This window comes from Pseudomonas sp. GW821-FHT12A04 (assembly GCF_058807755.1).
The window spans coordinates 215,913-241,929 of sequence record NZ_JBXAQZ010000011.1 but is presented as its reverse complement, the minus strand read 5'-3'; the positions used below and the strand labels follow the sequence as shown (position 1 = coordinate 241,929).

The following is a 26,017-nucleotide window of genomic DNA, read 5'->3' as shown; positions in this document are numbered from 1 at the left end:
TGATGAAAAACGAGGTCGTTAGCAGGCTAAGGGGATGGCGTTGCCGCACCGAAAAATGGCACATTGGCGCACCTGCACGTTCGTACCTCCTGTTGTCTGGAAATTCCCATGGCTATCAGCAACGCCCAGACCGGCTCAGTGCCGGCGTCCGCTACGCCCCAAAGCAGTCCCCTGGTGATGCGCATCATTGGCGCGGTAGCGCTGGCGCATTTGATCAACGACCTGATCCAGTCGGTGCTGCCGTCGATCTATCCGATGCTCAAGGCCAACTATGGCCTGACCTTCACTCAGGTCGGCCTGATCACCCTGACGTTCCAGTTGACGGCCTCGCTGCTGCAGCCGTGGGTCGGTTACTACACCGATCGTCATCCCAAGCCGTGGTTGTTGCCGGCGGGTACGGTCTGCACCCTGGTCGGGATTCTGATGATGTCGGTGGTCGGCAGCTTCCCGCTAATCCTGTTGGCGGCGGGGCTGATCGGCATCGGTTCATCGACCTTCCACCCGGAAGCGTCCCGCGTGGCGCGCCTGGCTTCAGGCGGGCGCTTCGGGCTGGCGCAATCGACCTTCCAGGTCGGCGGTAACGCAGGCTCGGCGTTCGGCCCGTTGCTGGCGGCGGCGATCATCATTCCCTACGGTCAAGGGCAGGTGGCCTGGTTCGGCCTGTTCGCGGTGTTTGCGCTGTTCGTCCTCTACCGGATCAGCCGCTGGTACGCCAACCACTTGAACCTGTTCAAGCTCAAGCAGGGCCAGGCGGCGACTCACGGCCTGTCGAAGGGCCGAGTGACCAGTGCGCTGGTGGTGCTCGGGTTACTGGTGTTCTCCAAGTATTTCTACATGTCGAGCCTCACCAGCTACTTCACCTTTTATCTGATCGAGAAGTTCGACCTGTCGGTGGCCAGCTCGCAGCTGCACCTGTTCCTGTTTCTCGGCGCGGTCGCGGCGGGGACGTTCTTTGGCGGGCCGATCGGTGACAGGATCGGGCGCAAGGCGGTGATCTGGTTCTCGATCCTCGGCGTTGCGCCGTTCACCTTGCTGCTGCCCCATGTCGACCTGTTCTGGACCAGCATTCTCAGCGTGGTCATCGGCTTCATTCTCGCCTCGGCATTCTCAGCCATCGTGGTGTACGCCCAGGAACTGGTGCCGGGTAATGTCGGGATGATCGCCGGGATATTCTTCGGTTTGATGTTCGGCTTCGGCGGGATTGGCGCGGCGTTGCTGGGCCATCTGGCGGATATTCACGGCATCGAATACGTGTACTACCTGTGTTCGTTCCTGCCGCTGTTCGGGGTGTTGGCGATCTTCCTGCCGCGTACGAAAAAGTCCTGATCCAGCACAAATCCCCTGTGGGAGCGAGCTTGCTCGCGATGACGGAGTGTCAGTCAGTATCTTTGTTGGCTGACACACCGCTATCGCGAGCAAGCTCGCTCCCACAGAAAAGCAAAAACAAGGCACAAAAAAAGCCGCGTATCAAACGCGGCTTTTTCTTGGGCGTATGGCTTACACGTTGAAACGGAAGTGCATCACGTCGCCGTCTTTAACGATGTAATCCTTGCCTTCCAGACGCCATTTACCGGCTTCCTTGGTACCGGCTTCGCCCTTGTACTGGATGAAGTCGTTGTAGGCGATCACTTCGGCGCGGATGAAGCCTTTTTCGAAGTCGGTGTGGATCACGCCAGCGGCTTGTGGTGCGGTGGCACCGACGCGGACGGTCCAGGCGCGGACTTCTTCGACACCGGCGGTGAAGTAGGTCTGCAGGTGCAGCATTTCGTAGCCGGCGCGGATCACGCGGTTCAGGCCAGGCTCTTCGAGGCCCAGGGCTTCGAGGAACATGTCTTTTTCTTCGCCGTCATCGAGCTCGGCGATTTCCGCTTCGATCTTGTTGCACACCGGAACAACCACGGCGCCTTCTTCTTCGGCGATGGCGCGTACAACGTCCAGGTGCGGGTTGTTCTCGAAACCGTCTTCAGCGACGTTGGCGATGTACATGACCGGCTTGGTGGTCAGCAGGTGGAAGCCCTTGATCACCGCTTTCTCGTCGGTGCCCATGTTCTTCATCAGGCTGCGCGCCGGCTTGCCTTCGGTGAAGTGAGCGATCAGTTGCTCCAGCAGGCCTTTCTGGACCACTGCGTCCTTGTCACCGCCCTTGGCGTTGCGCGCGACTTTCTGCAGTTGCTTCTCGCAGCTGTCGAGGTCGGCGAAGATCAGTTCCAGTTCGATGATTTCGATGTCGCGTTTCGGGTCGACGCTATTGGAGACGTGAATCACGTTCTCGTCTTCGAAGCAGCGGACCACGTGGGCGATGGCATCGGTTTCACGAATGTTGGCCAAAAACTTGTTGCCCAGGCCTTCACCTTTCGACGCGCCGGCAACCAGGCCAGCGATGTCGACGAATTCCATGGTGGTCGGCAGGATGCGCTTTGGATTGACGATGGCTGCCAGGGCATCCAGACGCGGATCCGGCATCGGCACGATACCGCTGTTCGGCTCGATGGTGCAGAAGGGGAAGTTCTCGGCCGCGATCCCGGATTTGGTCAGGGCGTTGAACAGGGTGGACTTGCCGACGTTAGGCAGGCCGACGATGCCGCAATTGAATCCCATGGTGTTTCCCCTCGGATAAGAGTCAGGCCTTCTGGCTGTGCAGGTTTTTCATCGCGCGGTTCCATTCCCCGGCGAGGATATCCGGCAGCACGCCGAGGGCAAAGTCGATGCTGGCATCGAGTTTTTCCTGTTCGGCGCGTGGCGCACGACCCAGGACGAAATTTGAAACCATACTGGCGACGCCCGGATGACCGATGCCAAGCCGCAGGCGGTGGAAAGTGTTCTGATTGCCCAGTTGCGCAATGATGTCGCGCAGTCCGTTGTGACCGCCATGTCCGCCGCCCACTTTGAGTTTGGCGACGCCGGGTGGCAGGTCGAGTTCGTCGTGTGCCACGAGGATTTCTTCAGGCTTGATGCGAAAGAAACCTGCAAGGGCCGCCACGGCCTGGCCGCTGCGGTTCATGTACGTGGTGGGAATCAGCAGACGAACATCCTGACCCTGATGCGAATAGCGCCCGGTCAGGCCGAAATACTTGCGGTCCGCCACAAGGTTCACGCCTTGTGCGTTCGCGATGCGCTCAACAAAAAGGGCCCCTGCGTTATGCCGGGTCTGTTCGTATTCAGCGCCTGGATTTCCCAGGCCAACGATCAGTTTGATGGCAGTCACGATAGGGGCCCTTCCTTGGAGTGGTGGATAACATCGCCGCAATCAGGGATAGCGGCGAAAGTGGACGAAAATTGCTCATTTACCATGATGTAAACTCCGCGTTCTCGCCCGCTTTCTCGCTATGCTCTAGTCCGCGATGTTTCCGGTCACTCCGGCGTACAGAGTAAAATTACTCTGCAGCGCCTTCTGCAGCTTCTGGAGCAACACGTGGAGCGTGGACGTTGGCAACAGCCTTGTCATCACCGTGTGCCAGGGCCACGAACTCAACGCCTTTAGGAGCCTTGAGGTCCGACAGGTGAATGATCGAACCGATTTCAGCGTTAGCCAGGTCGACTTCGATGAACTCAGGCAGATCTTTCGGCAGGCAGGAAACTTCGATCTCGGCAACAACGTGCGAGATTTCGCCGCCTTTCTTGGTCGGTGCTTCTTCGTTGATGAAGTGCACTGGAACGATAGCGGTCAGTTTCTGGCCGGCTACTACGCGTACGAAGTCAGCGTGCATCACGTGGCCTTTGGCCGGGTGACGCTGCAGGGCTTTGATCACGACGTTCTGCTTGGTGCCACCAACGTTCAGCTCGATGATGTGGCTGTAAGCCGCTTCGTTTTCGAGCAGTTTGGCAACTTCTTTGGCCAGCATGCTGATGGATTCAGGGGCTTTGTCGCCACCGTAAACTACAGCTGGAACCAGGCTTGCGAGACGACGCAGGCGGCGGCTCGCACCTTTCCCCAGGTCGGAACGCACTTCAGCATTCAGAGTAAAATCGTTCATGTTGTATCTCCAAAATAACCACACTCGCCCCAGCGTTTGCGACCAGCGCTAAAGGCGATATGGGCAAAAAAGCCCCGCCCCGACAGGAATGCCGGGGCGGGGCGCTTTTCGTCAACGAGACATTTCGAGAAGGGCAGGGCCCTTAGCGGAACATCGCGCTGATCGATTCTTCATTGCTGATGCGGCGGACCGCCTCGGCAACTACCGGTGCGATATCCAGTTGGCGGATACGCGCACAGGCTTGTGCTGCAGCGGACAGAGGAATGGTGTTAGTCACCACCAACTCGTCCAGCACGGAATTTTCGATGTTTTCGATCGCCCGACCCGACAGCACAGGGTGCGTGCAGTAGGCGAAAACCTTGGCAGCGCCATGCTCTTTCAAGGCCTTGGCCGCGTGGCACAGGGTGCCGGCGGTATCGACCATGTCATCGACCAGAATACAGGTACGCCCTTCGACATCACCGATGATATGCATCACTTCAGAGTGATTGGCTTTCTCACGGCGTTTGTCGATGATCCCGAGATCCACGCCCAGGGATTTGGCAACGGCACGTGCACGCACGACGCCACCAATGTCCGGGGACACGATCATCAGGTTTTCGAAGCGCTGATCTTCGATGTCATCCACCAGAACCGGGGAGCCGTAGATGTTATCTACCGGAATATCGAAGAAACCCTGGATTTGGTCAGCATGCAGATCAACCGTGAGAACACGGTCGATGCCGACTACGGTAAGCATGTCAGCCACGACTTTCGCGCTGATAGCCACACGTGCGGAACGCGGACGGCGATCCTGACGGGCATAACCAAAGTAAGGAATAACAGCAGTGATACGAGTAGCCGAGGAGCGGCGGAAGGCATCAGCCATCACTACCAGTTCCATCAGGTTATCGTTGGTCGGAGCGCAAGTCGGCTGAATAATGAAGACGTCTTTACCGCGAACGTTTTCATTGATCTCGGCTGTAATTTCGCCGTCGGAGAATTTACCGACAGAGATGTCACCGAGAGGGATATGCAGCTGACGTACGACACGCCGAGCCAGATCGGGGTTAGCGTTCCCCGTAAAGACCATCATCTTGGACACGCGCAGTACCTGAAGGCTGAGGGTAACCTGGATGAGTATAGGAAAATGGCAGGGGCGGCTGGATTCGAACCAACGCATGGCAGGATCAAAACCTGCTGCCTTACCGCTTGGCGACGCCCCTGTATCTGTTGCAACGATTACCCAGTAATCGGTTCCTTTAGAGCAGACTTTGCAGCTTGCGATGCAACATCGAAACGTTGCTTCCTTTTGCTACAAATCCTGTAAGGGTCTCTGTCAGAAGGGCCGAGACTTTATCAGCTTCAGCTTTGCTTGGGAAGCCCCCAAACACACAACTTCCAGTTCCGGTGAGTTTTGCTTCGGTAAATTTACCTAACAAATTCAAAGCGTTACATACCTCTGGATAACGCCTTGTTACCACCGGCAAGCAGTCATTTCGACTGTTTCCCTTGGGAACGGGGCGCACTTTAATGGGAGGAGTGTTACGTGTCAACAACGGATCTGAAAAAATTTCTGCCGTACTAACAGAGACTTGCGGCACCAGCACCAGATACCACGGTTCTTCCGGGTCGACAGGGGTCAGTTTCTCCCCCACGCCCTCGGCGAAAGCCGCGTGGCCACGTACGAAAACCGGGACGTCGGCGCCCAGCGTCAACCCCAGCCCGGCCAGGCGGTCTTCATCCCAGCCCAATTGCCACAGATGATTCAAACCCAGCAATGTTGTTGCGGCATTCGAGCTGCCGCCACCGATGCCGCCGCCCATGGGCAGGATCTTGTCGATCCAGATATCGACGCCCAGCGAGCAAGCGGATTGCTCCTGAAGTTTTCTGGCGGCCTTGACGATCAGGTTACTGTCGTGGGGAACACCTTCGAAGTCAGTGTGCAGATGAATGACACCGTCATCGCGCAGGGCGTAGGTGATTTCGTCGCCGTAATCGAGAAACTGAAACATCGTCTGCAGTTCGTGGTAGCCGTCTTCGCGGCGACCCAGAATGTGCAGCATCAAATTGAGTTTGGCTGGCGAGGGCAGCGTCAGGCGATTGGCCGGCATGTCATGACCCCAGTTTGCGCGGTTGCCAGATCTTGATCACCAGCGTGACATCAAGGTCGGTGCCGCTGAGCTTGATGCGCTCGGGTAACCAGAAACCGTTTTGCTGGGTGTAGGCGGTGTAGTCGACCTTCCAGCCATCCTGTTCAAGGCTCGCCAGGCGGCTGTCGCCGTCCAGGGTCAGGCGACTTTTGCTGTCGGGAGCCGGGAGCCCGCGCACCCACCAGGCCAGGTTGGACACCGGCAGCTTCCAGCCTAGCTGTTCTTCGAGCAGCACTTCCGGATTCGGTGCGTCGTAACGTCCCTGGTTGGCGACTTCCAGCGACACCTTGCCCGGGCGTCCGGTCAGGCGAGCCGCGCCGCGGCCCAGTGGTCCCGACAGGCGAATGTCGTAGTAATCCTGGCGCTGCAACCAGAACAGCGTGCCGCTGCCCGAGTCTTTCGGGGCACGGATGCCGATCTTGCCGTCGATCTGCCAGCCATCGAGGCCGGTCAGTTGCTGTTTGTGCTCGCGCCATTGGGCGGCGTTGCCATGGCCCTCGACCGACTCACGGGGACCCAGGCCCGCGCAACCGGCGAGCAGGGCGATAAAGCTGAAAACGATGAAATGGCGCAAAAACATAATCTTAAAGAGTCTCTGATCCGGTCAGGCGTTTGATGGTGCCGCGCAGGGTCGGGCTGTCAGGCTGTTCCTTGAGGAACTTGCCCCAGACTTGTTTCGCTTCACGCTGTTTGCCGTTGGCCCACAGGACTTCACCCAGGTGAGCGGCGACTTCCTGATCGGGGAAGCGATCCAGGGCCTGGCGCAGCAGGCGCTCGGCTTCGTCGAGATTGCCCAGGCGGTAATTCACCCAGCCAAGGCTGTCGAGTACCGCCGGGTCTTCCGGACTGATCTGGTGTGCCTGTTCGATCAGGGCCTTGGCTTCGGCGTAGCGCGTGGTGCGGTCGGACAGGGTGTAGCCCAGGGCATTCAACGCCATGGCATTGTCCGGGTCGCGCTTGATGATCGTACGCAGGTCTTTTTCCATCTGCGCCAGGTCATTGCGTTTTTCCGCCTGCATGGCGCGGGTGTAGAGCAGGTTCAGGTCGTCCGGGTATTTCTGCAAGGCCTGTTGCAGAGCATTCCAGGCCTTGTCGCCCTGATTGTTGGCGGACAGGGTTTCGACTTCGATCAGGTACAACTGGATGGCGTAATCCGGCTGCTCATCGCGCTCTGCCGCCAGCTTGCGTTGCGCTTCGGCGGTCTTGCCGTTGTTGATCAGGATGTCGGCCTGACGCAATTGCGCCGGCAGGAAGTCGTTGCCCGGGCCAACCTTGGCGTATTCGATCAGTGCGCCTTGCGGGTCGTTTTGTTCTTCGGCGATGCGGCCGAGGTTCAGGTGCGCCGAGTCGACATGGCTTTCCCGGGCGATCAGGTCTTCAAGATGACCCTTGGCCTCATTCCAGTCCTTGGCTTCCAGGCACACCAGCGCCAGGGAGTAACGCAGTTCGTCGTCTTCCGGGTATTGCTGGACCAGGCTCGAGAACTCTGCCTTGGCGTCGTCCATGCGGTCCTGTTCAACCAGCATCCTCGCGTAAGTCAGGCGCAGGCGCTTGTCGTCCGGGTATTTCTTGATGCTTTTCTGCAGCAGCGGCAGGGCTTCGTCACCGCGATTCAAGGTTTGCAGCAGGCGTGCGCGCAGCAGGATCGGCGCAATTTCGCCGTCCTCCGGCGGATTGTCTTCCAGCAGCTTCAGCGCGCCCTTGGCGTCGCCATCCTGTTGCATCAGCAAGGCCTTGCCGAAAATCAGCTGGCCGTTGTCCGGATGACGCTGCAACAAACGGTCGAAGCTTTTCATCAAGCCGTTGCGGGTGTCCTGGTCGGTGTCGGCCGCGGATAGCGCAAGGAAGTCGAAATGGGTGTCGCCTTTGCCTTGCAGGACTTTCTCCATATAGACCATGGAGTCGTCATAACGCCCGGCGCGCGCCAGTTGCACGGCGGCAGCGCGTTGCGCTTCGAGGTCGTCGGGGGCGTTCCTGGCCCAGATCAGCGCAGTATCCAGGGCTGCCTGGTCGGCGCCCAGATATTCGGCGATACGAAATGCCCGCTCGGAGATGCCCGGATCCTGGGTGTTGATGGCCTGGGTCACATAGTTGTCCAGGGCAATGTCAAAACGATTGCGCTGGCCAGCCAGTTCGGCGCTCAACAGGCTGAAGATGGTTTCCTCGCTGAATGGGCTGTAGACCTTGGGCTTTTCAGGGGCCGGGGTGCTGTCTTCAACCGGCGGCGCACCGTCCGACGAAACGGGTGCCAAGGCCTGGCAGCCGCTGAGGAAGACAAGAGCGAGGAGCAACGCGGAGGATCTATTCATATAGGAAGAGGACGACTAACCTGCGGTCGGATCATCATGACACAAGCTTTCGAGCAAACATAACCGGCCCGGCAATTTACCTGCCAGCCCGATCCGCGTCGCCCTGATGCTTGTGTAAACGAGAACCGCTCGCAACCCGCGGCGGCGCCTGATGGGGCGATAGATATCGAGTAGTTGTTCTGATTCCGTCGAAGTAGGACAATTGCCGGCTTCACGTCACCATCAGCGACTTTGAATGGCCTTCCTTGCACTCGGTATTAACCACAAGACTGCTTCAGTAGACGTCCGCGAGCGCGTGGCTTTTACCCCTGAGCAGCTGGTTGAGGCCTTGCAGCAGCTCTGCCGACTCACCGACAGCCGCGAAGCTGCGATCCTCTCCACCTGCAATCGCAGTGAACTCTATATAGAACAGGATCACCTGTCGGCGGACGTCGTGCTGCGCTGGCTGGCCGAATATCATCATTTGAGCTACGACGAGCTGCGCGAAAGCGCCTATGTGCATGAAGATGATGCGGCAGTTCGTCACATGATGCGGGTCGCTTCCGGGCTCGACTCGCTGGTGTTGGGCGAACCGCAGATTCTTGGCCAGATGAAATCGGCCTATGCCGTGGCCCGCGAGGCCGGCACCATCGGGCCGTTGCTCGGTAGGCTGTTCCAGGCCACGTTCAATGCGGCCAAGCAGGTGCGCACCGACACGGCCATCGGCGAGAACCCGGTGTCGGTAGCGTTTGCCGCGGTAAGCCTGGCCAAGCAGATTTTCAGCGACCTGCAACGCAGCCAGGCCTTGTTGATCGGCGCCGGCGAGACCATCACCCTGGTCGCCCGCCATCTGCATGACCTGGGTGTAAAGCGCATAGTGGTCGCCAACCGCACCCTGGAGCGCGCGAGCATCCTGGCCGAACAGTTCGGTGCCCATGCGGTGCTGCTGTCGGATATTCCGGCAGAGCTGGTGCGCAGCGATATCGTCATCAGTTCCACCGCCAGCCAGTTGCCGATTCTGGGCAAGGGTGCGGTGGAAAGCGCCTTGAAACTGCGCAAGCACAAACCGATCTTCATGGTGGATATCGCTGTTCCCCGCGACATCGAGCCAGAAGTCGGTGAACTGGACGACGTTTACCTCTATAGCGTCGACGACCTCCACGAAGTGGTTGCCGAGAACCTCAAGAGCCGCCAGGGGGCAGCCCAGGCCGCCGAAGAGATGGTCTCGATCGGTGCCGAAGATTTCATGATCCGCCTGCGCGAATTGGCGGCGGTGGACGTGCTCAAGGCCTATCGTCAACAGAGCGAACGCCTGCGCGATGAAGAATTGCAAAAGGCCCAGCGCATGCTGGCCAACGGCACCAGTGCCGAAGAGGTGCTGGTGCAACTGGCCCGCGGGCTGACCAACAAACTGTTGCACGCACCGAGCGTGCAGTTGAAAAAGCTCTCTGCCGAAGGTCGCCTGGATGCGCTGGCGATGGCCCAGGAACTCTTTGCCCTCGGTGAGGGCTCATCGGATAGCTTTTCGGATAAAAAACCGCAATGAAAGCGTCACTGCTCAATAAGCTGGATATCCTCCAGGACCGTTTCGAGGAATTGACCGCCCTGTTGGGCGATGGCGAGGTCATTTCCGATCAGAACAAGTTCCGCACCTATTCCAAGGAGTACGCGGAAGTTGAACCGATCGTGGGCGCCTATAAAGAACTGCTGAAAGTGCAGGACGACCTCGAAGGCGCCCAGGCACTGCTCAAGGACAGCGACCCGGACATGCGGGAAATGGCCGTGGAAGAAGTCCGCGAGGCCAAGGAACGCCTGGTCACGCTCGAAGCCGACCTGCAGCGCATGCTGCTGCCCAAGGACCCGAACGACGGCCGCAACGTGTTCCTCGAGATCCGTGCCGGTACCGGTGGTGACGAAGCGGCGATTTTCTCCGGCGACCTGTTCCGCATGTATTCGCGTTACGCCGAGCGTCGTGGCTGGCGGGTGGAGATCCTTTCGGAGAACGAGGGTGAACACGGCGGCTATAAAGAGGTGATTGCCCGGGTCGAGGGCGACAACGTCTACGGCAAGCTGAAGTTCGAATCCGGCGCGCACCGCGTGCAGCGGGTTCCGGCGACCGAATCTCAAGGCCGCATTCACACGTCGGCCTGCACCGTGGCGGTATTGCCCGAGCCGGACGAACAGGAAGCCATCGAGATCAACCCGGCCGATCTGCGCATCGATACCTATCGTTCCTCCGGCGCCGGTGGCCAGCACGTCAACAAGACCGACTCGGCGATCCGTATCACGCACTTGCCATCCGGTATTGTGGTCGAGTGCCAGGAAGAACGTTCACAGCACAAGAACCGCGCCCGGGCGATGTCCTGGTTGTCGGCCAAGCTGAACGATCAGCAGACCTCCGCCGCGGCCAACGCCATCGCCAGCGAGCGCAAGTTGCTGGTCGGTTCCGGCGACCGCTCAGAGCGTATCCGCACCTATAATTTTGCCCAGGGCCGGGTCACCGATCATCGAGTCAACCTGACCTTGTATTCCCTCGACGAGATCCTCGCCGGCGGTGTCGAGGCGGTGATCGAGCCGTTGCTGGCCGAGTACCAGGCCGATCAACTGGCAGCGATAGGTGAGTAAATGACGATCATTGCCAGTTTGTTGCGCGCCGCCGATTTACCCGACTCGCCGACGGCGCGTCTGGATGCCGAACTGCTGCTGGCGGCGGCCTTGGGCAAGTCCCGCAGTTTCCTGCATACCTGGCCGGAGCGCATCGTGCCGAGCGAAGCGGCGCTGACGTTCGCCGAGTATTTGCAGCGTCGTCGCAGCGGCGAGCCGGTGGCCTATATCCTCGGCCAGCAGGGTTTCTGGAAGCTGGACCTGGAAGTGGCACCGCACACGCTGATCCCGCGCCCCGACACCGAACTGCTGGTGGAAGCCGCGCTGGAGCTGTTGCCGGCCACACCGGCCAAGGTACTCGACCTTGGCACGGGCAGCGGCGCGATTGCCTTGGCCCTGGCCAGCGAGCGTCCGGCCTGGAGCGTCACTGCCGTGGATCGTGTCCTGGAAGCCGTGGCCCTGGCCGAACGCAATCGCCAGCGCCTGCACCTGGACAACGCCACCGTGCTGAGCAGCCATTGGTTCAGCGCCCTGGAAGGTCAGCGTTTTCAACTGATCATCAGCAATCCGCCCTACATCGCAGCGGCCGATCCGCATCTGGTCGAGGGCGACGTGCGCTTTGAACCGGCCAGCGCCCTGGTGGCGGGTGTCGACGGGCTCGACGATCTGCGCTTGATCGTTGCCCAGGCACCGGACCATCTGGACGCCGGCGGTTGGCTGATGCTCGAACACGGCTATGATCAGGCCGAGGCGGTTCGCGATTTGCTGCTGACCCGGGGTTTCGAAGAAGTCCACAGCCGCACCGATCTGGGCGGTCATCAACGCATCAGTCTGGGGCGCCTGCCGTGCTGAATGATCAGGAATTGCTGCGCTACAGCCGGCAGATTCTGCTGCAACACATCGATATCGACGGCCAGTTGCGGCTCAAGGAAAGCCGCGTATTGATCGTCGGTCTTGGCGGCCTTGGCGCGCCAGTGGCGCTGTATCTGGCGGCCGCCGGCGTTGGTGAGTTGCACCTGGCGGACTTCGATACGGTCGACCTGACCAACCTGCAACGCCAGATCATTCACGACACCGACAGCGTCGGCATGACCAAGGTCGATTCGGCAATCAAGCGCCTGACGGCGATCAACCCCGAGATTCAACTGATCGCCCATCGTGCGGCGCTGGACGAAGACTCCCTGGCCGCCGTAGTGGCCAGAGTGGATCTGGTCCTCGATTGTTCTGACAATTTTTCCACCCGTGAAGCGGTCAACGCCGCTTGCGTGGCGGCCGGCAAACCGCTGGTCAGCGGCGCGGCGATTCGCCTCGAAGGGCAGCTGTCGGTGTTCGATCCGCGTCGACCGGAGAGTCCGTGCTACCACTGTTTATACGGGCACGGCAGCGAAGCCGAATTGACCTGTAGCGAGGCCGGCGTGGTCGGTCCGCTGGTGGGGCTGGTCGGCAGTCTGCAAGCGCTTGAAGCGTTGAAGTTGCTGGCCGGATTCGGCGAGCCGTTGGTGGGGCGCCTGTTGTTGATCGATGCCTTGGGCACGCGCTTCCGTGAACTGCGGGTCAAGCGCGATCCGGGCTGCAGCGTCTGTGGGCCGAAACATGCGTGAAGCGCCGATTGGCGTGTTCGACTCCGGTGTCGGTGGGCTCTCGGTACTGGCCGAGATCCAGCGTTTGCTGCCCAATGAGTCGCTGTTGTATGTCGCCGACTGCGGGAATGTTCCCTACGGCGAAAAATCCCCGGCATTTATCCAGCAACGTTGCAGCGTGATGGCCGACTTCTTTCGGCAACAGGGCGCCAAGGCTTTGGTGCTGGCGTGCAACACGGCGACGGTTGCCGGGGTCGCCGACCTGCGTCGCGACTATCCGGAATGGCCCATCGTTGGCATGGAGCCGGCAGTCAAGCCGGCCGCCGCCGCAACCCGCTCCGGCGTGGTGGGGGTGCTGGCCACCACAGGCACTTTGCAGAGCGCCAAGTTCGCCGCGTTGCTCGACCGCTTCGCCACGGACGTGAAGGTGATCACCCAGCCCTGTCCAGGGCTTGTGGAGCTGATTGAAAACGGCGACCTGCGCAGCCCCGAGTTGCGCAAGCTGTTGGCCGGGTATGTCGAGCCACTGCTGGCTGCCGGCGCGGACACTCTGATTCTCGGCTGCACCCATTACCCCTTTCTCAAGCCGATGCTGCGGCAGATGATCCCCGAGGACATCAGCCTGATCGACACCGGCGCCGCCGTCGCGCGACAACTTCAGCGTCTGCTGGCCGAAGGCGAGCTGCTCGCCCAGGGACCTTCCCGTGAGGCACAGTTCTGGACCAGCGCTGATCCGCTTCATTTCAGAAATATCTTGCCGATACTGTGGAATACCTCTGGTGTTGTGCGAAGCTTCAACAGGTAGATGGCTGTCCGGGGGAATACGAAGAGTCGGGGTAAACTTCTGATAAATCGCTGACTTCTATAGTTTTGCAGGGCTTGGTAACAAAAAAACCATACGAAATCGTTCGGAAAAGGAAGTTTCAAGTGAAGCGACTATTCTGCTTGGCCGCGATTGCGACCGCACTTTTGGGGCACACTTTTACCGCGCAGGCGGCAGGTGTGGAATTTGCCGTGGGGCAAACCGGCGAGTCGACCATGACCTATCGATTGGGGATGCAATTCGATTGGGACCAGAGCTGGTGGCAGAGCGACGTTGGTCGTCTGACCGGTTACTGGGACGGCGCCTATACCTATTGGGAAGGTGACGAGAAATCCAGTAACCACAGCCTGTCGTTCTCACCCGTGCTTGTTTATGAATTTGCCGGCCAGAACGTCAAACCCTACATCGAGTTTGGGATTGGCGTGGCGGCGTTTGCCAGCACCGAAGTCGAAAGCAACGATCTGGGCAGCGCCTTTCAGTTCGAAGACCGCTTTGGTTTCGGTTTGCGCTTTGCCGGCGGACATGAAGTCGGGGTTCGTGCGACGCACTATTCCAACGCCGGGATCACCACTCCGAACGATGGTGTAGAAAGTTACGCATTGCATTACACGATGCCGTTGTAAGCACCACGGTTTCAGCGGGTTGTAAATCCCTCTGTGGGAGCGAGCTTACTCGCGATGACGATGTTTCATTCAACATCAATGTTGAGTCTGAAATCGCTATCGCGAGCAAGCTCGCTCCCACAGGGGGACACGTGGTTTTCCAGTTCAGCGATACGCCGTCGAAATCCCCTGGCGTTCTTCGATGCACTCCGGAGCGCCCATCTCGAACTCCCGGCAGATCAGCGGGCGTTTTTCGTAGATCGTGCACATCATCGTGTTGCGATCCAGCGCGGCACACCAACCGTCATCCAGGCGCAACATCACTTCCCCGCCCCAGTCATCGGTATCGATGAACCGTTCAGGCACGCCCGTATCTGTGATCAGCATGACTTCGAGCTGGCAGCAGCAGGCTGCGCAGGTCGAGCAGGTGACCGCGGGTTCCGCGATTTGCGTATGGGGGATGGTTTTCATGGCGCGCAGTGTAAGGCAGTCACCGGGTACTGTGTGAAAGGTCTGACGGACGCTCAAATATCTGAGCGTCCGAGACACCGCCGCCATTGATGACGACTTTCAGGGTTGATCCTTGATCGGCGGCTGGCTGCGCACCATGCGTTTGCCGATCTCCAGTTTTATTTGGTCCGGCCGTTTGGAGAGTGGCCAGAGGGCGGTCATGAACGCTGCGGGGAAAGCGATTTCCAACGGGCGGTCCTTGAGTTTTTCGAAGATGTGCCGCGCGGCTTTCTCCACCGGCCAGCTCAAGGCCATGGGTGAGTCGTTTTTTGCCGTCAGCGGCGTCTCGACAAACCCGGGGCTGATTACCGTGAGTTCTATGCCTTCCGGGGCCAGGTCGATGCGCAGGGATTCGAACAGGTAACGTAGCCCGGCCTTCGAGGTGCCGTAGGCTTCTGCCTTGGGCAGCGGCAGGTAGGTCACCGTACTGGCCATGGCCACCATATGCGGTGCGGTGCCGGCACGCAGCAATGGCAGGGCGGCGTCGATGCAATAGCTGCTGGCCAACAGGTTAGTGCGCACCACATGCTCGACAATCGACGCATCGAACTGCTTGGCATCCACGTACTCGCAGGTGCCGGCGTTCAGTATCACGGTGTCCAGCGAGCCCCAGTCCTGGGCAATCTGCTCGCCGATCTCGCGTACGGTCTGGCTGTTGGTCAGGTCTCCGGGGACCACCAGCACTTGCCCCGGATAACGTAGCGACAAGTCTTTCAGGGGGGCCACGGTGCGCGAACTGACGGCCAGGTGCGCACCGGCTTTCAGGATTTCTTCGGCCAGGGCGGCACCGATGCCGCTGCTTGCACCGGTCAGCCAGTATCGTCGTGCGAGTGTCCGACTCATCCCAATCTCCTTTTCAGCCAGGCGATTGCCCGGCCCAATACGGGTAAATGTTCATAAAGCAAAGCCCCCGGCATCGAAGTAATCCCGGTGGCGGTAATTCATGACCCAACGGCGGCGTATTGCCGTGAGGGCAGGTTTTTGAATGCCGTCAACGCACGTGTACGGGAAGTACCCAGGTCGACGATCGGTGAGGGGTAATCCACAACACCGAAAAGGCCGCCGAGATTGGCGGGGTTGTGCACGTCTTTTTTATTCAACCCGGCCAGTTCTGGCAACCACTGCTTGATGAATACGCCTTCGGGGTCGAATTTTTCCGACTGGCTCAGCGGGTTGAAAATCCGGAAGTAAGGCGCCGAGTCGGTGCCGGTGGAAGAACTCCACTGCCAGCCACCATTGTTCGCCGCCAGGTCGCCATCAATCAGGTGACGCATGAAAAAGCGTTCGCCTTCGCGCCAGTCGATCAGCAGGTTTTTGGTCAGGAACATCGCCACCACCATGCGCAGGCGGTTGTGCATCCAGCCGGTTGCCAGCAGTTGGCGCATGGCGGCGTCGATGATCGGCAAGCCGGTGCGTGCCTGTTGCCAGGCGGCCAGTTCTTCTGGGGCGTTGCGCCAGGCCAGCGCTTCGGTTTCCGGACGAAACGCGCGGTGCCGGGAAACCCGTGGGTAGCCTACCAGGATGTGTTTGTAGAACTCGCGCCACAGCAGTTCGTTGATCCAGGTGACGGCGCCGGTCTTGCCGCTTTCGAATTCACCTTGATTGCTGTTCAAGGCGGCGTGCAGGCATTGGCGCGCAGAAATCACCCCGGCGGCGAGATAGGCCGAGAGCTGACTGGTGCCGGGCTTCGCCGGGAAATCCCGTTCGCTTTGATAGTGCTCGATCTGCACATCGCTAAAGCTGTCGAGGCGACGCCGGGCTTCGGCTTCGCCCGCCGGCCACAGGTTGCGCAGGTTATCAGCGGGTGTTGCGAAGCCGTCGACACTCAAGGGGATCGTATCGCTGGCAATGTTCAGCGGCGCTTGTTTGTGCGGCGCGCGTACCAGGCTGGGCAGCGAGTGGTGCAGTCGTTCGTAGCAGACTTTGCGGAACTGGCTGAAGACCTGAAAGAAAGTGCCGGTGCGGGTCAGCACGCTCCCGGGCTTGAACAGCAATTGATCGAGGTAGCGGCGAACTTCGATCCCTTCAGCCTGTAGCGTCCGGGCGACCGCTGCATCGCGACGGGACTCGTGGATGCCGTATTCCTCGTTGAGGTGCAACGCATCGACCTGCCATTGTCGGCACAGGTTCAGCAATACGCTGGGTGCGTCATCCCAGCGAGGGGCCTGGTGGATCAGCAGGGGAATGTTCAGTTGACCCAGTTCACGGCTCAACTCGCGCAGGTTGCGCAACCAGAAGTCCACTTTGCAAGGCGCATCGTCGTGTTCCAGCCATTGTTCCGGACTCAGCAGATACACCGCCAAGCACGGGCCGCGAGCCGCGGCGGCCGAGAGGGCGGTGTTGTCATGTAGGCGCAAGTCGCTGCGCAGCCAGATCAATTGCATTTTGGTATCCACGCGATTCATTTAAATCAGCCCGCGCTGAACGAGTGCCTGATGTGCCGACAACGGATCTTCGGCCAGGTACAGATCAGCGATCACGGCAGTACTTGCGGACAACTCGGTGTGGTGGATGCATACCGTTGGTCCGGCAATCATTTTTGGGCAACTGACACCTTTGAAAAGTTTCGGCAGCTGTGCCGGATTCAGGGCTTTGCTTGAGTACAGCAGAACTCCTCGGGGTTGCAGAAGTTCGACCGCCAATGCCAGTTCTCCGACAGGCAGCGGCCAGTCGAAGACCTCCACCGGGCAATCCGCGCTGCTGATCAGCCAGGCCGTGAGCCACAGGTGCGGTTCCACGGGCAGGTCCGAGTGGTTGACCAGCAGCAGCGGCGCGGTGCGCAACTGACGATTGTTATGGTAGATGCGCGCACCGAACTTGCTGCGCAGCCAGGCACAAAAAAAGCCCCGCTCCATCTGCGCCCCGAACTGGCCTTGCCAGCGTTGCTCCAGAGCGGCCAGCAAGGGCATCAGCAATTGCTCGCACAGGGTTCGCGGCGGATACAGCGCCATCGCCTGATTGACGCTGTCATCCAGGGCGCGCTCCTGCAATCGGCTGACTGCCTGCAGCAACGTTTGCAGCAAGGCGTGCCAATCGTTGTCGACGGACTCGCTGAAGGCTTGCGGCGTGTCGAGCAATGGTTTGACCTGGCTGACGGCAACGCCACGGTTGAGCCAGGTGAGGATGGTCTGGATGCGTTGTACGTGGTCGGCCGAGAACAACCGATGGCCCTTGGGCGTGCGTAGCGGCACGATCAGCCCGTAGCGCCGCTCCCAGGCACGCAAGGTCACGGCATTGACTCCGGTCTGCCGCGCCACCTCACGGATCGGCAGCCAGCCTTCGTCCAGCGCCTTTTTAAAGTCATCGCCGAGGTCTTCGCGGGCGCTGGTGTCGAGTGCTTTTTTCATCAAATGGCGTTTCGCAGGCTGAGGTTTTCCGGGTGCGGTTGCAGGTAAACCTGCTGTGCGATGTACGGATCGGGGTGTTGGCGAAAGTGATGTTTGAGCAGTGTCAGCGGCACCACCAGCGGCACGATGCCCAGACGGTACTGGCTGATCACGTGCTGCACTTCCCGCTTGTCTTCGCCGCTGATGGCCTGTTTCAGGTAGCCACTGAGGTGTTGCAGGACGTTGGTGTGAGTGCGACGTGTGGCGCATTTTTTCAGCGCAGCCATCAGTTCGCTGAAATATCGGGGGCCCAGTTCCTGTGGATCGGTTTTGCCCATGTTGCCCAGCAGGTTGCCCAGGGTTTTGTATTGCACCGGGTTGTGGGCCATCAGCAGGTATTTGTAGCGCGAATGAAAGTCCGTGAGACCGCGCCGGCTCATGCCCTCTTGGCGTAGTTGCTGCCAGGCGCTGTAGGCGAACACTCGGGTGAGGAAGTTTTCCCGCAGCACCGGATCGTTGAGCCGGCCGTCTTCCTCCACCGGCAAGTCCGGGTGCTGCAGGCAGAAGGCCCGGGCGTAGATCCCGCGCCCGCCACTGTCCGCCCGTGCGCCGTTGGCGTGGTAGACCTTGACCCGCTCCAGGCCGCAGGACGGAGAATTTTGCATGAAGATGTAGCCGCAAATTTCCCCCAGCTGCACTGCCATTTCCTGGCCGTAGGTGGCCAGCGGTTGTGTCACGTTAAGGTTGTGATCGAGGGTGCCCACGGCTTCGGGTTGATCTGCACTGCCCACCAGCCGAATCGGTTGGCGGGGTACGCCCAGGCCGATGGCCACTTCCGGGCAGACCGGGATGAAATCGAAGTAGTCAGTGAGGGTGCGGCTGCACAACCGCGATTCCTTGTGTCCGCCGTTGTAGCGTACGTCGAGCCCCATCAGGCAGGCGCTGATGGCGATTTTCGGTTTGGCGGGGGAGTGGAGCATCGGAGCACCTCGAATCTAAACCTATACAAATATTCGGGTCTGTACAAGATAACTTCATCATAGATTCGAAGTTGTACAAGTCAAATTATTTGTATAAGTTTTTGACGGGCTGCTGTCAGGGCGACAGCAGCGATTTGCTCGGATTGATGCTCTTTACTGCAGGTGCTCATGCAAGCGGCGGGCGGCCTCCTGACCGCTGAGCCAGGCCCCTTCGACGCGTCCGGACAGGCACCAGTCGCCACAGGCGTACAGCCCCAGGTCGGCATCGGCCAGGGTGCCCCATTCGTGACTGCTGGCGGGGCGGGCGTAGAGCCAGCGGTGGGCGAGGCTGAAGCTCGGCGCGGGCATTGAGTCGTGCAGCAGTTCGGCAAATGCGCCGTGCAACTGTTCGATCACCGCTTCCTTGGACAGGTCGATGTGCTGGCGACTCCAGACGCTGGTGGCATGCAAGACCCAGGTGTCGAGGGTGTTGTCGCGTCCGGGTTTGCTGCGGTTTCGGGCCAGCCAGTCGAGGGGGCTGTCCTGTACGAAGCAGCCTTCCATGGGCGTTTCCAGCGGCGTTTCGAAGGCCAGGGCGATGGCCCAGGTCGGGTCCATTTTCACCCCGGCGGCGGCCCCGGCGAGTTTCGGCGCCGATGCCAGCAGAGCCGTGGCCTGTGGGGCCGGCGTAGCGATAACCACGTGGCTGAACGGTCCGTGGGTGAAGCCTTCGGCGTCCTGCAGGTGCCAGTGTTCTTCACCGCGATAGACCTCGGTGATCCGGCAGGCGAAATGCACTTCGAGGTCACCGAGCAGGGCGCGGGTGATGGCGCTCATGCGAGGCGTGCCGACCCAGCGGGTCTGCTCGTCCGGCGACAGGTTGAGTTGGCCGCCATGGTAGGTGTACAGCTGCGGCGTCCACTCGGCGACCCAGCCCTTGGCTTGCCAGCGCTGGACTTCGTTGACAAAACGCCGGTCGCGGGCAGTGAAATACTGCGCGCCCATGTCCAGAGCACCCGCATCGCTGCGCTTGCTCGACATGCGCCCGCCGCTGCCGCGACTTTTATCGAACAGTTGGACCACGTGCCCGAGGTCCGTCAGGGCCTGGGCGGCGGAGAGTCCGGCAATGCCGGTGCCGATGATTGCGATAGGTACAGTCATAGGGGCCTCGTTTACCTTTCTGTACAGACTACGCCGGGGTTCAAACCTGTACAATATTGTTTTTTGGTATAACTTTTAGCGTTCTCGATCTGACAGCTTGGCCTATTGTTAAACATAGAGCCTGCTCGATACCAAAGATCCCTGCTTATAAAAATAGACTAATGGACAAGGTAAAACGCCACGCGAGGAAGAAGTCATGCACATATTGCTGACCGGCGGTACTGGTTTGATAGGACGTCAGCTTTGCCGGCACTGGTCGGGTCAGGGATATCGCCTGACGGTCTGGAGTCGCCAACCTGAAAATGTCGCGAAAATATGTGGTGCCCAAGTGCGTGGAGTTGCACGGCTGGAGGATCTGGGGCAAGAACCTGTCGATGCGATTATCAATCTTGCCGGGGCACCGATCGCCGACCGACTCTGGACGCACAAACGCAAAGCCCTGCTGTGGAGTAGCCGCATCACGCTGACCGAAACCCTTCTGGCCTGGCTTGAAAGCCGCGCACAGAAACCGCAGGTGCTGATCTCCGGTTCTGCAATCGGTTGGTATGGCGATGGTGGCGAACGTGAGTTGACCGAAGAGTCGCCACCGGTCATCGATGATTTTGCCAGTCAGTTATGCATCGCCTGGGAAGAGACCGCACAGCGAGCTGAGGTGCTGGGTATCCGCGTCATCCTTATTCGAACCGGGTTGGTGCTGTCGGCAGAGGGCGGCTTTTTGTCGCGGCTGTTACTGCCGTTCAAACTGGGCCTGGGAGGGCCGGTCGGCAACGGCCGGCAGTGGATGCCGTGGATTCATATCGACGATCAAATCGCCCTGATTGATTTTCTTCTGCATCGCAACGAGGCCAGCGGTCCCTATAATGCGTGCGCGCCCGAACCCGTGCGTAATCGCGAGTTTGCCAAAACACTGGGTAGCGTGCTGCATCGCCCGGCGTTCATGCCGATGCCGACCCTTGCCTTGAAAGTAGGCCTGGGCGAATTGTCTTCGTTGTTGCTGGGCGGCCAGCGCGCGACTCCAGTGCGTTTGTTACAGGCTGGTTTCACTTTTAAGTTCACGGATTTGCGCGCGGCTTTGGACGATCTGTCCAGTCGCCTTTGAAATAGGACGTTGCATGACCGATCACGCGTTGCTTCTGGTCAACCTGGGTTCGCCTGCCTCCACCTCGGTGGCGGATGTGCGCAGTTACCTCAATCAATTTCTGATGGACCCGTACGTGATCGACCTGCCATGGCCGGTTCGACGGCTGCTGGTGTCGCTGATCCTGATCAAGCGTCCCGAGCAGTCGGCCCATGCTTATGCCTCGATCTGGTGGGACGAGGGCTCGCCGCTGGTGGTGCTCAGCCGTCGCCTGCAACAAGCGATGACCAGTCAGTGGCAACACGGCCCGGTCGAGCTGGCGATGCGTTACGGCGAGCCGTCGATCGAATCGACGCTGGTGCGCCTGGTCGCGGCGGGGCACAAGCGAATCACCCTGGCGCCGCTTTATCCACAGTTCGCCGACAGCACCACGACTACGGTCATAGAAGAGGCCAGGCGCGTGGTACGCGAGAAAAACCTCGACGTGCAGTTGTCGGTACTCCAGCCGTTCTACGACCAACCGGAATACCTCGATGCGCTGGTGGCCACGACCCGGCCGCATTTGCAGCAGGATTTCGATCACTTGCTGATGAGCTTTCATGGCTTGCCGGAACGGCATCTGAAGAAGCTCAACCCCGGTCACAGCTTCGAGGGTGGCGGTGATTGCTGCGCCGGTGCGCCGCCGGAGGTGGTCGCCACCTGTTATCGAGGCCAATGCCTGCGTACGGCGGCAGAGTTTGCCAAGCGCATGGGATTGCCGGAGGGCAAGTGGTCGGTGTCGTTTCAGTCGCGGCTGGGGCGCGCCAAATGGATCGAACCCTACACCGAAGCGCGCCTCGATGAGTTGGCCAAAAGCGGCGTGAAAAAGATTCTGGTGATGTGCCCGGCGTTCGTAGCCGATTGCATCGAGACCCTGGAAGAGATCGGTGATCGCGGCAAGGAGCAATTCCGCGCAGCAGGGGGAGAGGATCTGGTGCTGGTGCCGTGCCTCAACGATGACCCGCATTGGGCGAAGGCGTTGGCGACCTTGTGTGAAAGGGCACCGTTGGCGCTTTAAAAGCTTCGCGAGCAAGCCCGCTCCCACAGGGAAATGCATTCCAAATTGTGGGAGCGAGCTTGCTCGCGATAGCTGTCTGGCAGACTACAAATATCTCAAGCTGTCAGATCAGCGGCTCATTCGCCTTCTTGTGCTTCCAGCTGTCATTGCCCGGCAGGATCAGGTTCAAGCCGATCGCCACCACCGCGCACAGCGCGATACCCTTGAGGCCGAAATCGTCCGGCCCGGTGCCGGTGCCGATCAGCACGCCGCCGATCCCGAATACCAGGGTCACCGAAACAATCACCAGATTGCGCGCCTCGCCCAGATCGATCTTGTGGCGGATCAGCGTATTCATCCCCACCGCCGCAATCGAACCGAACAACAGGCACAGAATCCCGCCCATCACCGGCACCGGAATGCTTTGCAGCAGTGCGCCGAATTTACCGATGAACGCCAGGCTGATGGCGAAGATCGCCGCCCAGGTCATGATTTTCGGGTTGTAGTTCTTGGTCAGCATGACTGCGCCGGTCACTTCGGCGTAGGTGGTGTTGGGCGGGCCGCCGAACAGACCGGCCGCCGTGGTGGCGATGCCGTCGCCGAGCAGGGTGCGGTGCAGGCCGGGCTTCTTCAGGTAATCGCGACCGGTCACGCTACCCACGGCAATCACGCCGCCGATGTGTTCGATGGCCGGGGCCAGGGCCACCGGAACGATGAACAGAATCGCCTGCCAGTTGAATTCCGGTGCGGTGAAGTGCGGGATGGCGAACCACGGTGCCGCCGCAATCTTCGCGGTGTCGACCACTCCGAAGTAGAACGCCATGCCAAAACCCACCAGCACGCCGGAGATGATCGGCACCAGGCGAAAGATGCCCTTGCCGAAAACCGCGACGATCAGTGTGGTCAGCAGAGCGGGCATCGAAATCATCATTGCCGTCTGGTAATGAATCAACTCACTGCCGTCACCGGCCTTGCCCATGGCCATGTTGGCTGCAATCGGCGCCATGGCCAGGCCGATCGAAATGATCACCGGCCCGATCACCACTGGCGGCAACAAGCGGTCGATGAAGCCGGTGCCTTTGATCTTCACCGCGAGGCCGAGGAAGGTGTAGACGAAACCTGCCGCCATCACGCCGCCCATGGTCGCGGCCAGGCCGAACTGGCCCTTGGCGAGAATGATCGGGGTGATGAAGGCAAAGCTCGATGCCAGGAACACCGGCACCTGACGCCCGGTGACGATCTGGAACAGGATCGTCCCCAGGCCGGCCGTGAACAGCGCCACGTTCGGGTCGAGACCGGTAATCAGCGGCATCAACACCAGGGCGCCAAAGGCCACGAACAGCATCTGTGCACCCGACAGCACCGTGCGCCAGAGCGGATCGTTGAACTCTTGCTGCATGGTCACGCGTCCTTCTGCTTGGTGCCGAAGATCTTGTCACCGGCATCGCCCAACCCTGGGATGATGTAGCCGTGTTCGTTCAGTTTTTGATCAATGGAAGCGGTGTAGATGATCACGTCCGGGTGAGCTTTTTCTACAGCGGCGATGCCTTCCGGGGCGGCAACCAGCACCATGGCGCGGATGTCCCGGCAGCCGGCCTTTTTCAGCAGGTCGATGGTGGCGACCATGGAGCTGCCGGTGGCGAGCATCGGGTCGATGATCATCGCCAGGCGTTCGTCGATTTCCGGAACCAGTTTTTCCAGGTAGGTGTGGGCCTGCAGGGTTTCTTCGTTGCGGGCAACGCCCACGGCGCTGACCTTGGCGCCCGGGATCAGGCTGAGCACGCCCTCAAGCATGCCGATGCCGGCGCGCAGGATCGGTACGACGGTAATCTTCTTGCCGGCGATTTTCTCGACCGACACTGTGCCGCACCAGCCTTCGATATCGTAGGATTCCAGCGGCAGGTCTTTGGTGGCTTCATAGGTCAGCAGCGCACCGACTTCCTGAGCGAGCTCACGGAAATTCTTGGTGCTGATGTCTGCGCGGCGCATAAGGCCAAGTTTATGACGGATCAGCGGGTGGCGGATCTCATGGATGGGCATGGGGAAAGGCTCCGGCGGCGGGCAAAAAAACCGGCCTAGATTAATCTATCCGAGGGTGTTGTCCTATAGACATACAGTACGTTAGTCCACAAACGCTTGATCTGGCCTCGCTTGATGCGTACCTTTGCCCGCTTTTCCTGATTCCGCCACCCCTTTGGAGAGCACCATGTCTGCTGATCTCGAGCATATCCGTCAAATCATGCGAGAGGCTGACTGCCTGTACACCGAAGCTGAAGTCGAGGCGGCCATCGCCCGCGTCGGTGCACAAATCAACGATCAACTGGCGGATTCCAACCCAGTGGTGTTCTGCGTGATGAACGGCGGGCTGATTTTCTCCGGCAAGCTGCTGACCTATCTGCACTTCCCGCTGGAAGCGTCCTACCTGCACGCCACCCGTTATCGCAACGAAACCAGCGGCGGCGATCTGTTCTGGAAAGCCAAGCCGGAAGTTTCTTTCATCGACCGTGACGTACTGATCATCGACGACATCCTCGACGAAGGTCACACCCTGGGCGCGATCATCGACTTCTGCAAGCACGCCGGTGCCCGCAAAGTGCACACCGCCGTGCTGATCGACAAAGACCACGACCGCAAGGCCCGCCCGGACCTCAAGGCCGATTTCGTCGGTTTGCCGTGCATTGACCGCTACATCTTCGGTTATGGCATGGACTACAAAGGTTACTGGCGTAACGCCAACGGGATTTTCGCCGTTAAAGGAATGTAAGACATGGATACGCCTCGCTTTCTGGATCAGACCTTGTTCGCCGAACTGGCCGGGAAAGCCGCGGCCAATCCTCGTGGGCGCCAGCACCACAATTTCCATCAGATGGAAGACGCCTGTCATCGCATGGCGGTGGGGCTGCAGCCGTCCACGTATATCCCGCCTCATCGGCATTTGGGCGACAACAAGGCCGAAACCCTGTTGGTCCTCAAGGGGCGGCTGGGCGTGTTGATCTTTGACGAGGCCGGTGCGGTGTTGAGCAAGACCGTGCTGCAGGCCGGTGGGGACTGTGTTGGCGTGGACCTGCCAACCGGTGTGTTCCACGGTTTGGTGGTACTGGAGGCCGACAGCCTGATGTTCGAATGCAAGGCCGGTCCTTACCGCCCGGTCGGTGAGGGTGAGCTGGCGCATTGGGCGCCGCGCGAAGGCGAGCCGGGTGTTGCCGAGTATCAGGCCTGGATGCGCGCGCAGTTCGACTGATCGGTACCCTGTGGGAGCGAGCTTGCTCGCGATGGCGATGTCACTGACACATTGATGCTGGATGTGCCGACGTCATCGCGAGCAAGCTCGCTCCCACAGTGGCTTCTGTGCATTTGAACCACGTCCGTTTGCTCATGCTAGAGTGTTCGGCCCCGATTCCGGAGCCTGTCATGAGCCGTTCGATCCGCAGTTGCGCCGCCCTGTTGCTGACCCTCAGCCTGCCACTGGCCGCCGCGCCGGCGCTCATGCACAGCCAATTCCTGCCGCCGGACGATCTCACGCTGCGCGATGCCGATCCCGAGCAGCAGCAACTGATGCAGGTCACCGATTATTCGGTGGTGGTCGGCGCTCAGCGTCAATCCAATCAACAGCCGATTCCGGTCACTTCGCCGCTGATGATTCGGCTCAAGGGCAAATCCCTGAACAAGGGTGCCACCATCAGTCAGGTGCTGGTCAACTTCGATGGTGAAAGCAAAAGCCTGAAGAAGCCGGTCTACGACGATAAGAGCAAAACCCTGACCCTCTATTACCCGCTCGCTCAATACCGGGTAGTGATCGACTTGTTGCGCAACGACACGGTGTATTGCCAGTTTCTCAGCTACGCCAATGGCCATGTCTGGGCCGATCTGCACACCGGCAGCACTCGTGCGCGTTGAGCCTTGAGCTCGCGCAGGGGTAAACTGCCCGCCCCGTGAAATGTCTG

At 60.0% G+C, this 26,017-nt stretch carries 27 protein-coding genes, 1 tRNA gene and 1 pseudogene; 12 read left to right on the top strand and 17 right to left on the bottom strand.

Annotation, left to right across the window (positions count from 1 at the left end; genetic code table 11):
- Nucleotides 1-108: 108 nt before the first annotated feature.
- Complete coding sequence (locus AC1RS8_RS18810) at nt 109-1,326, top strand: MFS transporter (protein ID WP_090457663.1); 1,218 nt, start codon at nt 109-111, stop codon at nt 1,324-1,326.
- A gap of 171 nt (nt 1,327-1,497) precedes the next feature.
- On the opposite strand, the gene ychF is transcribed toward AC1RS8_RS18810, so the two are convergent.
- The 8 genes from ychF to AC1RS8_RS18770 form a co-directional block, all read right to left on the bottom strand.
- A complete protein-coding gene (gene ychF, locus AC1RS8_RS18805) occupies nt 1,498-2,598 on the bottom strand; it encodes a redox-regulated ATPase YchF (RefSeq protein WP_116264387.1) in 1,101 nt (366 codons plus the stop codon).
- A gap of 22 nt (nt 2,599-2,620) precedes the next feature.
- Nucleotides 2,621-3,205 carry an aminoacyl-tRNA hydrolase gene (gene pth, locus AC1RS8_RS18800; RefSeq protein WP_007973893.1) on the bottom strand — a complete coding sequence of 195 codons (585 nt, stop codon included), beginning with the start codon at nt 3,203-3,205 and terminating at the stop codon, nt 2,621-2,623.
- Nucleotides 3,206-3,374: 169 nt separating this feature from the next.
- Entirely contained in the window at nt 3,375-3,974 is a 600-nt protein-coding gene (locus AC1RS8_RS18795) for a 50S ribosomal protein L25/general stress protein Ctc (RefSeq protein WP_007973891.1), read from the bottom strand.
- A 142-nt stretch (nt 3,975-4,116) separates the two neighbouring features.
- Nucleotides 4,117-5,058, bottom strand: coding sequence for a ribose-phosphate pyrophosphokinase (locus AC1RS8_RS18790; RefSeq protein WP_003171603.1), 942 nt, complete (start codon nt 5,056-5,058; stop codon nt 4,117-4,119).
- A gap of 46 nt (nt 5,059-5,104) precedes the next feature.
- Nucleotides 5,105-5,179 (bottom strand) — tRNA-Gln (locus AC1RS8_RS18785).
- Nucleotides 5,180-5,215: 36 nt separating this feature from the next.
- Entirely contained in the window at nt 5,216-6,067 is an 852-nt protein-coding gene (gene ispE, locus AC1RS8_RS18780; protein WP_489339215.1) for a 4-(cytidine 5'-diphospho)-2-C-methyl-D-erythritol kinase, read from the bottom strand.
- Between the two features lies 1 nt (nt 6,068).
- Nucleotides 6,069-6,686 (bottom strand): lipoprotein insertase outer membrane protein LolB, encoded by a 618-nt coding sequence (gene lolB / locus AC1RS8_RS18775; protein ID WP_057713315.1) that lies wholly within the window; start codon nt 6,684-6,686, stop codon nt 6,069-6,071.
- Between the two features lie 4 nt (nt 6,687-6,690).
- A complete protein-coding gene (locus tag AC1RS8_RS18770; RefSeq protein WP_150814904.1) occupies nt 6,691-8,415 on the bottom strand; it encodes a tetratricopeptide repeat protein in 1,725 nt (574 codons plus the stop codon).
- A 235-nt stretch (nt 8,416-8,650) separates the two neighbouring features.
- On the opposite strand from AC1RS8_RS18770, the gene hemA reads away from it, so the two are divergent.
- The 6 genes from hemA (at nt 8,651) to AC1RS8_RS18740 (ending at nt 14,024) form a co-directional block, all read left to right on the top strand.
- Nucleotides 8,651-9,940 (top strand): glutamyl-tRNA reductase, encoded by a 1,290-nt coding sequence (hemA, locus tag AC1RS8_RS18765; protein WP_057713317.1) that lies wholly within the window; start codon nt 8,651-8,653, stop codon nt 9,938-9,940.
- Nucleotides 9,937-11,019 carry a peptide chain release factor 1 gene (prfA, locus tag AC1RS8_RS18760; RefSeq protein ID WP_007981853.1) on the top strand — a complete coding sequence of 361 codons (1,083 nt, stop codon included), beginning with the start codon at nt 9,937-9,939 and terminating at the stop codon, nt 11,017-11,019. Before hemA ends, prfA begins: the two co-directional genes overlap by 4 nt.
- Entirely contained in the window at nt 11,020-11,850 is an 831-nt protein-coding gene (gene prmC, locus AC1RS8_RS18755; protein WP_090457656.1) for a peptide chain release factor N(5)-glutamine methyltransferase, read from the top strand.
- Entirely contained in the window at nt 11,844-12,599 is a 756-nt protein-coding gene (locus AC1RS8_RS18750; protein WP_057713319.1) for a molybdopterin-synthase adenylyltransferase MoeB, read from the top strand. Before prmC ends, AC1RS8_RS18750 begins: the two co-directional genes overlap by 7 nt.
- Nucleotides 12,592-13,383 carry a glutamate racemase gene (gene murI / locus AC1RS8_RS18745; protein WP_489339214.1) on the top strand — a complete coding sequence of 264 codons (792 nt, stop codon included), beginning with the start codon at nt 12,592-12,594 and terminating at the stop codon, nt 13,381-13,383. Before AC1RS8_RS18750 ends, murI begins: the two co-directional genes overlap by 8 nt.
- A gap of 122 nt (nt 13,384-13,505) precedes the next feature.
- Entirely contained in the window at nt 13,506-14,024 is a 519-nt protein-coding gene (locus AC1RS8_RS18740; RefSeq protein WP_057713321.1) for an acyloxyacyl hydrolase, read from the top strand.
- 144 nt (nt 14,025-14,168) lie between these two features.
- Here the strand turns inward: AC1RS8_RS18740 and AC1RS8_RS18735 are convergent, their stop codons facing one another.
- The 7 genes and pseudogenes from AC1RS8_RS18735 to AC1RS8_RS18705 all read right to left on the bottom strand — a co-directional run bounded on the left by AC1RS8_RS18735 (nt 14,169) and on the right by AC1RS8_RS18705 (nt 19,959).
- A complete protein-coding gene (locus AC1RS8_RS18735) occupies nt 14,169-14,474 on the bottom strand; it encodes a YkgJ family cysteine cluster protein (protein WP_056726267.1) in 306 nt (101 codons plus the stop codon).
- 99 nt (nt 14,475-14,573) lie between these two features.
- Nucleotides 14,574-15,356 carry an SDR family NAD(P)-dependent oxidoreductase gene (locus tag AC1RS8_RS18730; protein WP_489339213.1) on the bottom strand — a complete coding sequence of 261 codons (783 nt, stop codon included), beginning with the start codon at nt 15,354-15,356 and terminating at the stop codon, nt 14,574-14,576.
- Nucleotides 15,353-15,452 (bottom strand): annotated as a pseudogene (locus tag AC1RS8_RS18725) (nuclear transport factor 2 family protein); the annotation flags it as partial. The gene AC1RS8_RS18730 and the pseudogene AC1RS8_RS18725, both read right to left, overlap by 4 nt.
- 2 nt (nt 15,453-15,454) lie before the next feature.
- A complete protein-coding gene (gene phrB, locus AC1RS8_RS18720) occupies nt 15,455-16,897 on the bottom strand; it encodes a deoxyribodipyrimidine photo-lyase (RefSeq protein WP_489339212.1) in 1,443 nt (480 codons plus the stop codon).
- 21 nt (nt 16,898-16,918) lie between these two features.
- Nucleotides 16,919-17,860 (bottom strand): MerR family transcriptional regulator, encoded by a 942-nt coding sequence (locus AC1RS8_RS18715; protein ID WP_057713323.1) that lies wholly within the window; start codon nt 17,858-17,860, stop codon nt 16,919-16,921.
- Nucleotides 17,860-18,819: a YbgA family protein gene (locus AC1RS8_RS18710; RefSeq protein ID WP_489339211.1), complete on the bottom strand. Its 960-nt coding sequence runs from the start codon at nt 18,817-18,819 to the stop codon at nt 17,860-17,862. The genes AC1RS8_RS18715 and AC1RS8_RS18710 overlap by 1 nt, the downstream gene beginning before the upstream one ends.
- Before the next feature lie 153 nt (nt 18,820-18,972).
- A complete protein-coding gene (locus AC1RS8_RS18705; protein WP_489339210.1) occupies nt 18,973-19,959 on the bottom strand; it encodes an NAD(P)/FAD-dependent oxidoreductase in 987 nt (328 codons plus the stop codon).
- A 196-nt stretch (nt 19,960-20,155) separates the two neighbouring features.
- Here AC1RS8_RS18705 and AC1RS8_RS18700 point away from each other — a divergent pair, with 196 nt between their 5' ends.
- Nucleotides 20,156-21,058, top strand: coding sequence for a TIGR01777 family oxidoreductase (locus tag AC1RS8_RS18700; RefSeq protein ID WP_489339209.1), 903 nt, complete (start codon nt 20,156-20,158; stop codon nt 21,056-21,058).
- A 13-nt stretch (nt 21,059-21,071) separates the two neighbouring features.
- Entirely contained in the window at nt 21,072-22,094 is a 1,023-nt protein-coding gene (hemH, locus tag AC1RS8_RS18695; RefSeq protein WP_349736485.1) for a ferrochelatase, read from the top strand.
- A gap of 103 nt (nt 22,095-22,197) precedes the next feature.
- On the opposite strand, the gene AC1RS8_RS18690 is transcribed toward hemH, so the two are convergent.
- The gene (locus AC1RS8_RS18690; RefSeq protein WP_057713328.1) at nt 22,198-23,472 is read right to left on the bottom strand and encodes a uracil-xanthine permease family protein; all 1,275 of its coding nucleotides are present in this window, start codon (nt 23,470-23,472) and stop codon (nt 22,198-22,200) included.
- Between the two features lie 2 nt (nt 23,473-23,474).
- Nucleotides 23,475-24,113 carry a uracil phosphoribosyltransferase gene (upp, locus tag AC1RS8_RS18685; protein ID WP_053159679.1) on the bottom strand — a complete coding sequence of 213 codons (639 nt, stop codon included), beginning with the start codon at nt 24,111-24,113 and terminating at the stop codon, nt 23,475-23,477.
- A 166-nt stretch (nt 24,114-24,279) separates the two neighbouring features.
- Between upp and AC1RS8_RS18680 the strand changes: the two genes are divergently transcribed.
- From AC1RS8_RS18680 to AC1RS8_RS18670, 3 genes are all read left to right on the top strand, one after another.
- Nucleotides 24,280-24,837, top strand: a complete 558-nt coding sequence (locus AC1RS8_RS18680; RefSeq protein WP_008045996.1) for a hypoxanthine-guanine phosphoribosyltransferase — start codon at nt 24,280-24,282, stop codon at nt 24,835-24,837.
- Nucleotides 24,838-24,840: 3 nt separating this feature from the next.
- The gene (locus AC1RS8_RS18675) at nt 24,841-25,314 is read left to right on the top strand and encodes a WbuC family cupin fold metalloprotein (protein ID WP_057713329.1); all 474 of its coding nucleotides are present in this window, start codon (nt 24,841-24,843) and stop codon (nt 25,312-25,314) included.
- Nucleotides 25,315-25,484: 170 nt separating this feature from the next.
- Entirely contained in the window at nt 25,485-25,970 is a 486-nt protein-coding gene (locus AC1RS8_RS18670) for a hypothetical protein (RefSeq protein WP_489339208.1), read from the top strand.
- Nucleotides 25,971-26,017 lie beyond the last annotated feature (47 nt).

Bases quoted from the DNA above. Each gene is read 5' to 3' on its own strand.
- AC1RS8_RS18810 (WP_090457663.1), top strand. From the start codon at position 109: ATGGCTATCAGCAACGCCCAGACCGGCTCAGTGCCGGCGTCCGCTACG.
- ychF (WP_116264387.1), bottom strand. From the start codon at position 2,598: ATGGGATTCAATTGCGGCATCGTCGGCCTGCCTAACGTCGGCAAGTCC.
- AC1RS8_RS18795 (WP_007973891.1), bottom strand. From the start codon at position 3,974: ATGAACGATTTTACTCTGAATGCTGAAGTGCGTTCCGACCTGGGGAAA.
- ispE (WP_489339215.1), bottom strand. From the start codon at position 6,067: ATGCCGGCCAATCGCCTGACGCTGCCCTCGCCAGCCAAACTCAATTTG.
- lolB (WP_057713315.1), bottom strand. From the start codon at position 6,686: ATGTTTTTGCGCCATTTCATCGTTTTCAGCTTTATCGCCCTGCTCGCC.
- AC1RS8_RS18770 (WP_150814904.1), bottom strand. From the start codon at position 8,415: ATGAATAGATCCTCCGCGTTGCTCCTCGCTCTTGTCTTCCTCAGCGGC.
- hemA (WP_057713317.1), top strand. From the start codon at position 8,651: ATGGCCTTCCTTGCACTCGGTATTAACCACAAGACTGCTTCAGTAGAC.
- prfA (WP_007981853.1), top strand. From the start codon at position 9,937: ATGAAAGCGTCACTGCTCAATAAGCTGGATATCCTCCAGGACCGTTTC.
- prmC (WP_090457656.1), top strand. From the start codon at position 11,020: ATGACGATCATTGCCAGTTTGTTGCGCGCCGCCGATTTACCCGACTCG.
- murI (WP_489339214.1), top strand. From the start codon at position 12,592: ATGCGTGAAGCGCCGATTGGCGTGTTCGACTCCGGTGTCGGTGGGCTC.
- AC1RS8_RS18735 (WP_056726267.1), bottom strand. From the start codon at position 14,474: ATGAAAACCATCCCCCATACGCAAATCGCGGAACCCGCGGTCACCTGC.
- AC1RS8_RS18730 (WP_489339213.1), bottom strand. From the start codon at position 15,356: ATGAGTCGGACACTCGCACGACGATACTGGCTGACCGGTGCAAGCAGC.
- phrB (WP_489339212.1), bottom strand. From the start codon at position 16,897: ATGCAATTGATCTGGCTGCGCAGCGACTTGCGCCTACATGACAACACC.
- AC1RS8_RS18715 (WP_057713323.1), bottom strand. From the start codon at position 17,860: ATGAAAAAAGCACTCGACACCAGCGCCCGCGAAGACCTCGGCGATGAC.
- AC1RS8_RS18710 (WP_489339211.1), bottom strand. From the start codon at position 18,819: ATGCTCCACTCCCCCGCCAAACCGAAAATCGCCATCAGCGCCTGCCTG.
- AC1RS8_RS18705 (WP_489339210.1), bottom strand. From the start codon at position 19,959: ATGACTGTACCTATCGCAATCATCGGCACCGGCATTGCCGGACTCTCC.
- AC1RS8_RS18700 (WP_489339209.1), top strand. From the start codon at position 20,156: ATGCACATATTGCTGACCGGCGGTACTGGTTTGATAGGACGTCAGCTT.
- hemH (WP_349736485.1), top strand. From the start codon at position 21,072: ATGACCGATCACGCGTTGCTTCTGGTCAACCTGGGTTCGCCTGCCTCC.
- AC1RS8_RS18690 (WP_057713328.1), bottom strand. From the start codon at position 23,472: ATGCAGCAAGAGTTCAACGATCCGCTCTGGCGCACGGTGCTGTCGGGT.
- upp (WP_053159679.1), bottom strand. From the start codon at position 24,113: ATGCCCATCCATGAGATCCGCCACCCGCTGATCCGTCATAAACTTGGC.
- AC1RS8_RS18680 (WP_008045996.1), top strand. From the start codon at position 24,280: ATGTCTGCTGATCTCGAGCATATCCGTCAAATCATGCGAGAGGCTGAC.
- AC1RS8_RS18675 (WP_057713329.1), top strand. From the start codon at position 24,841: ATGGATACGCCTCGCTTTCTGGATCAGACCTTGTTCGCCGAACTGGCC.
- AC1RS8_RS18670 (WP_489339208.1), top strand. From the start codon at position 25,485: ATGAGCCGTTCGATCCGCAGTTGCGCCGCCCTGTTGCTGACCCTCAGC.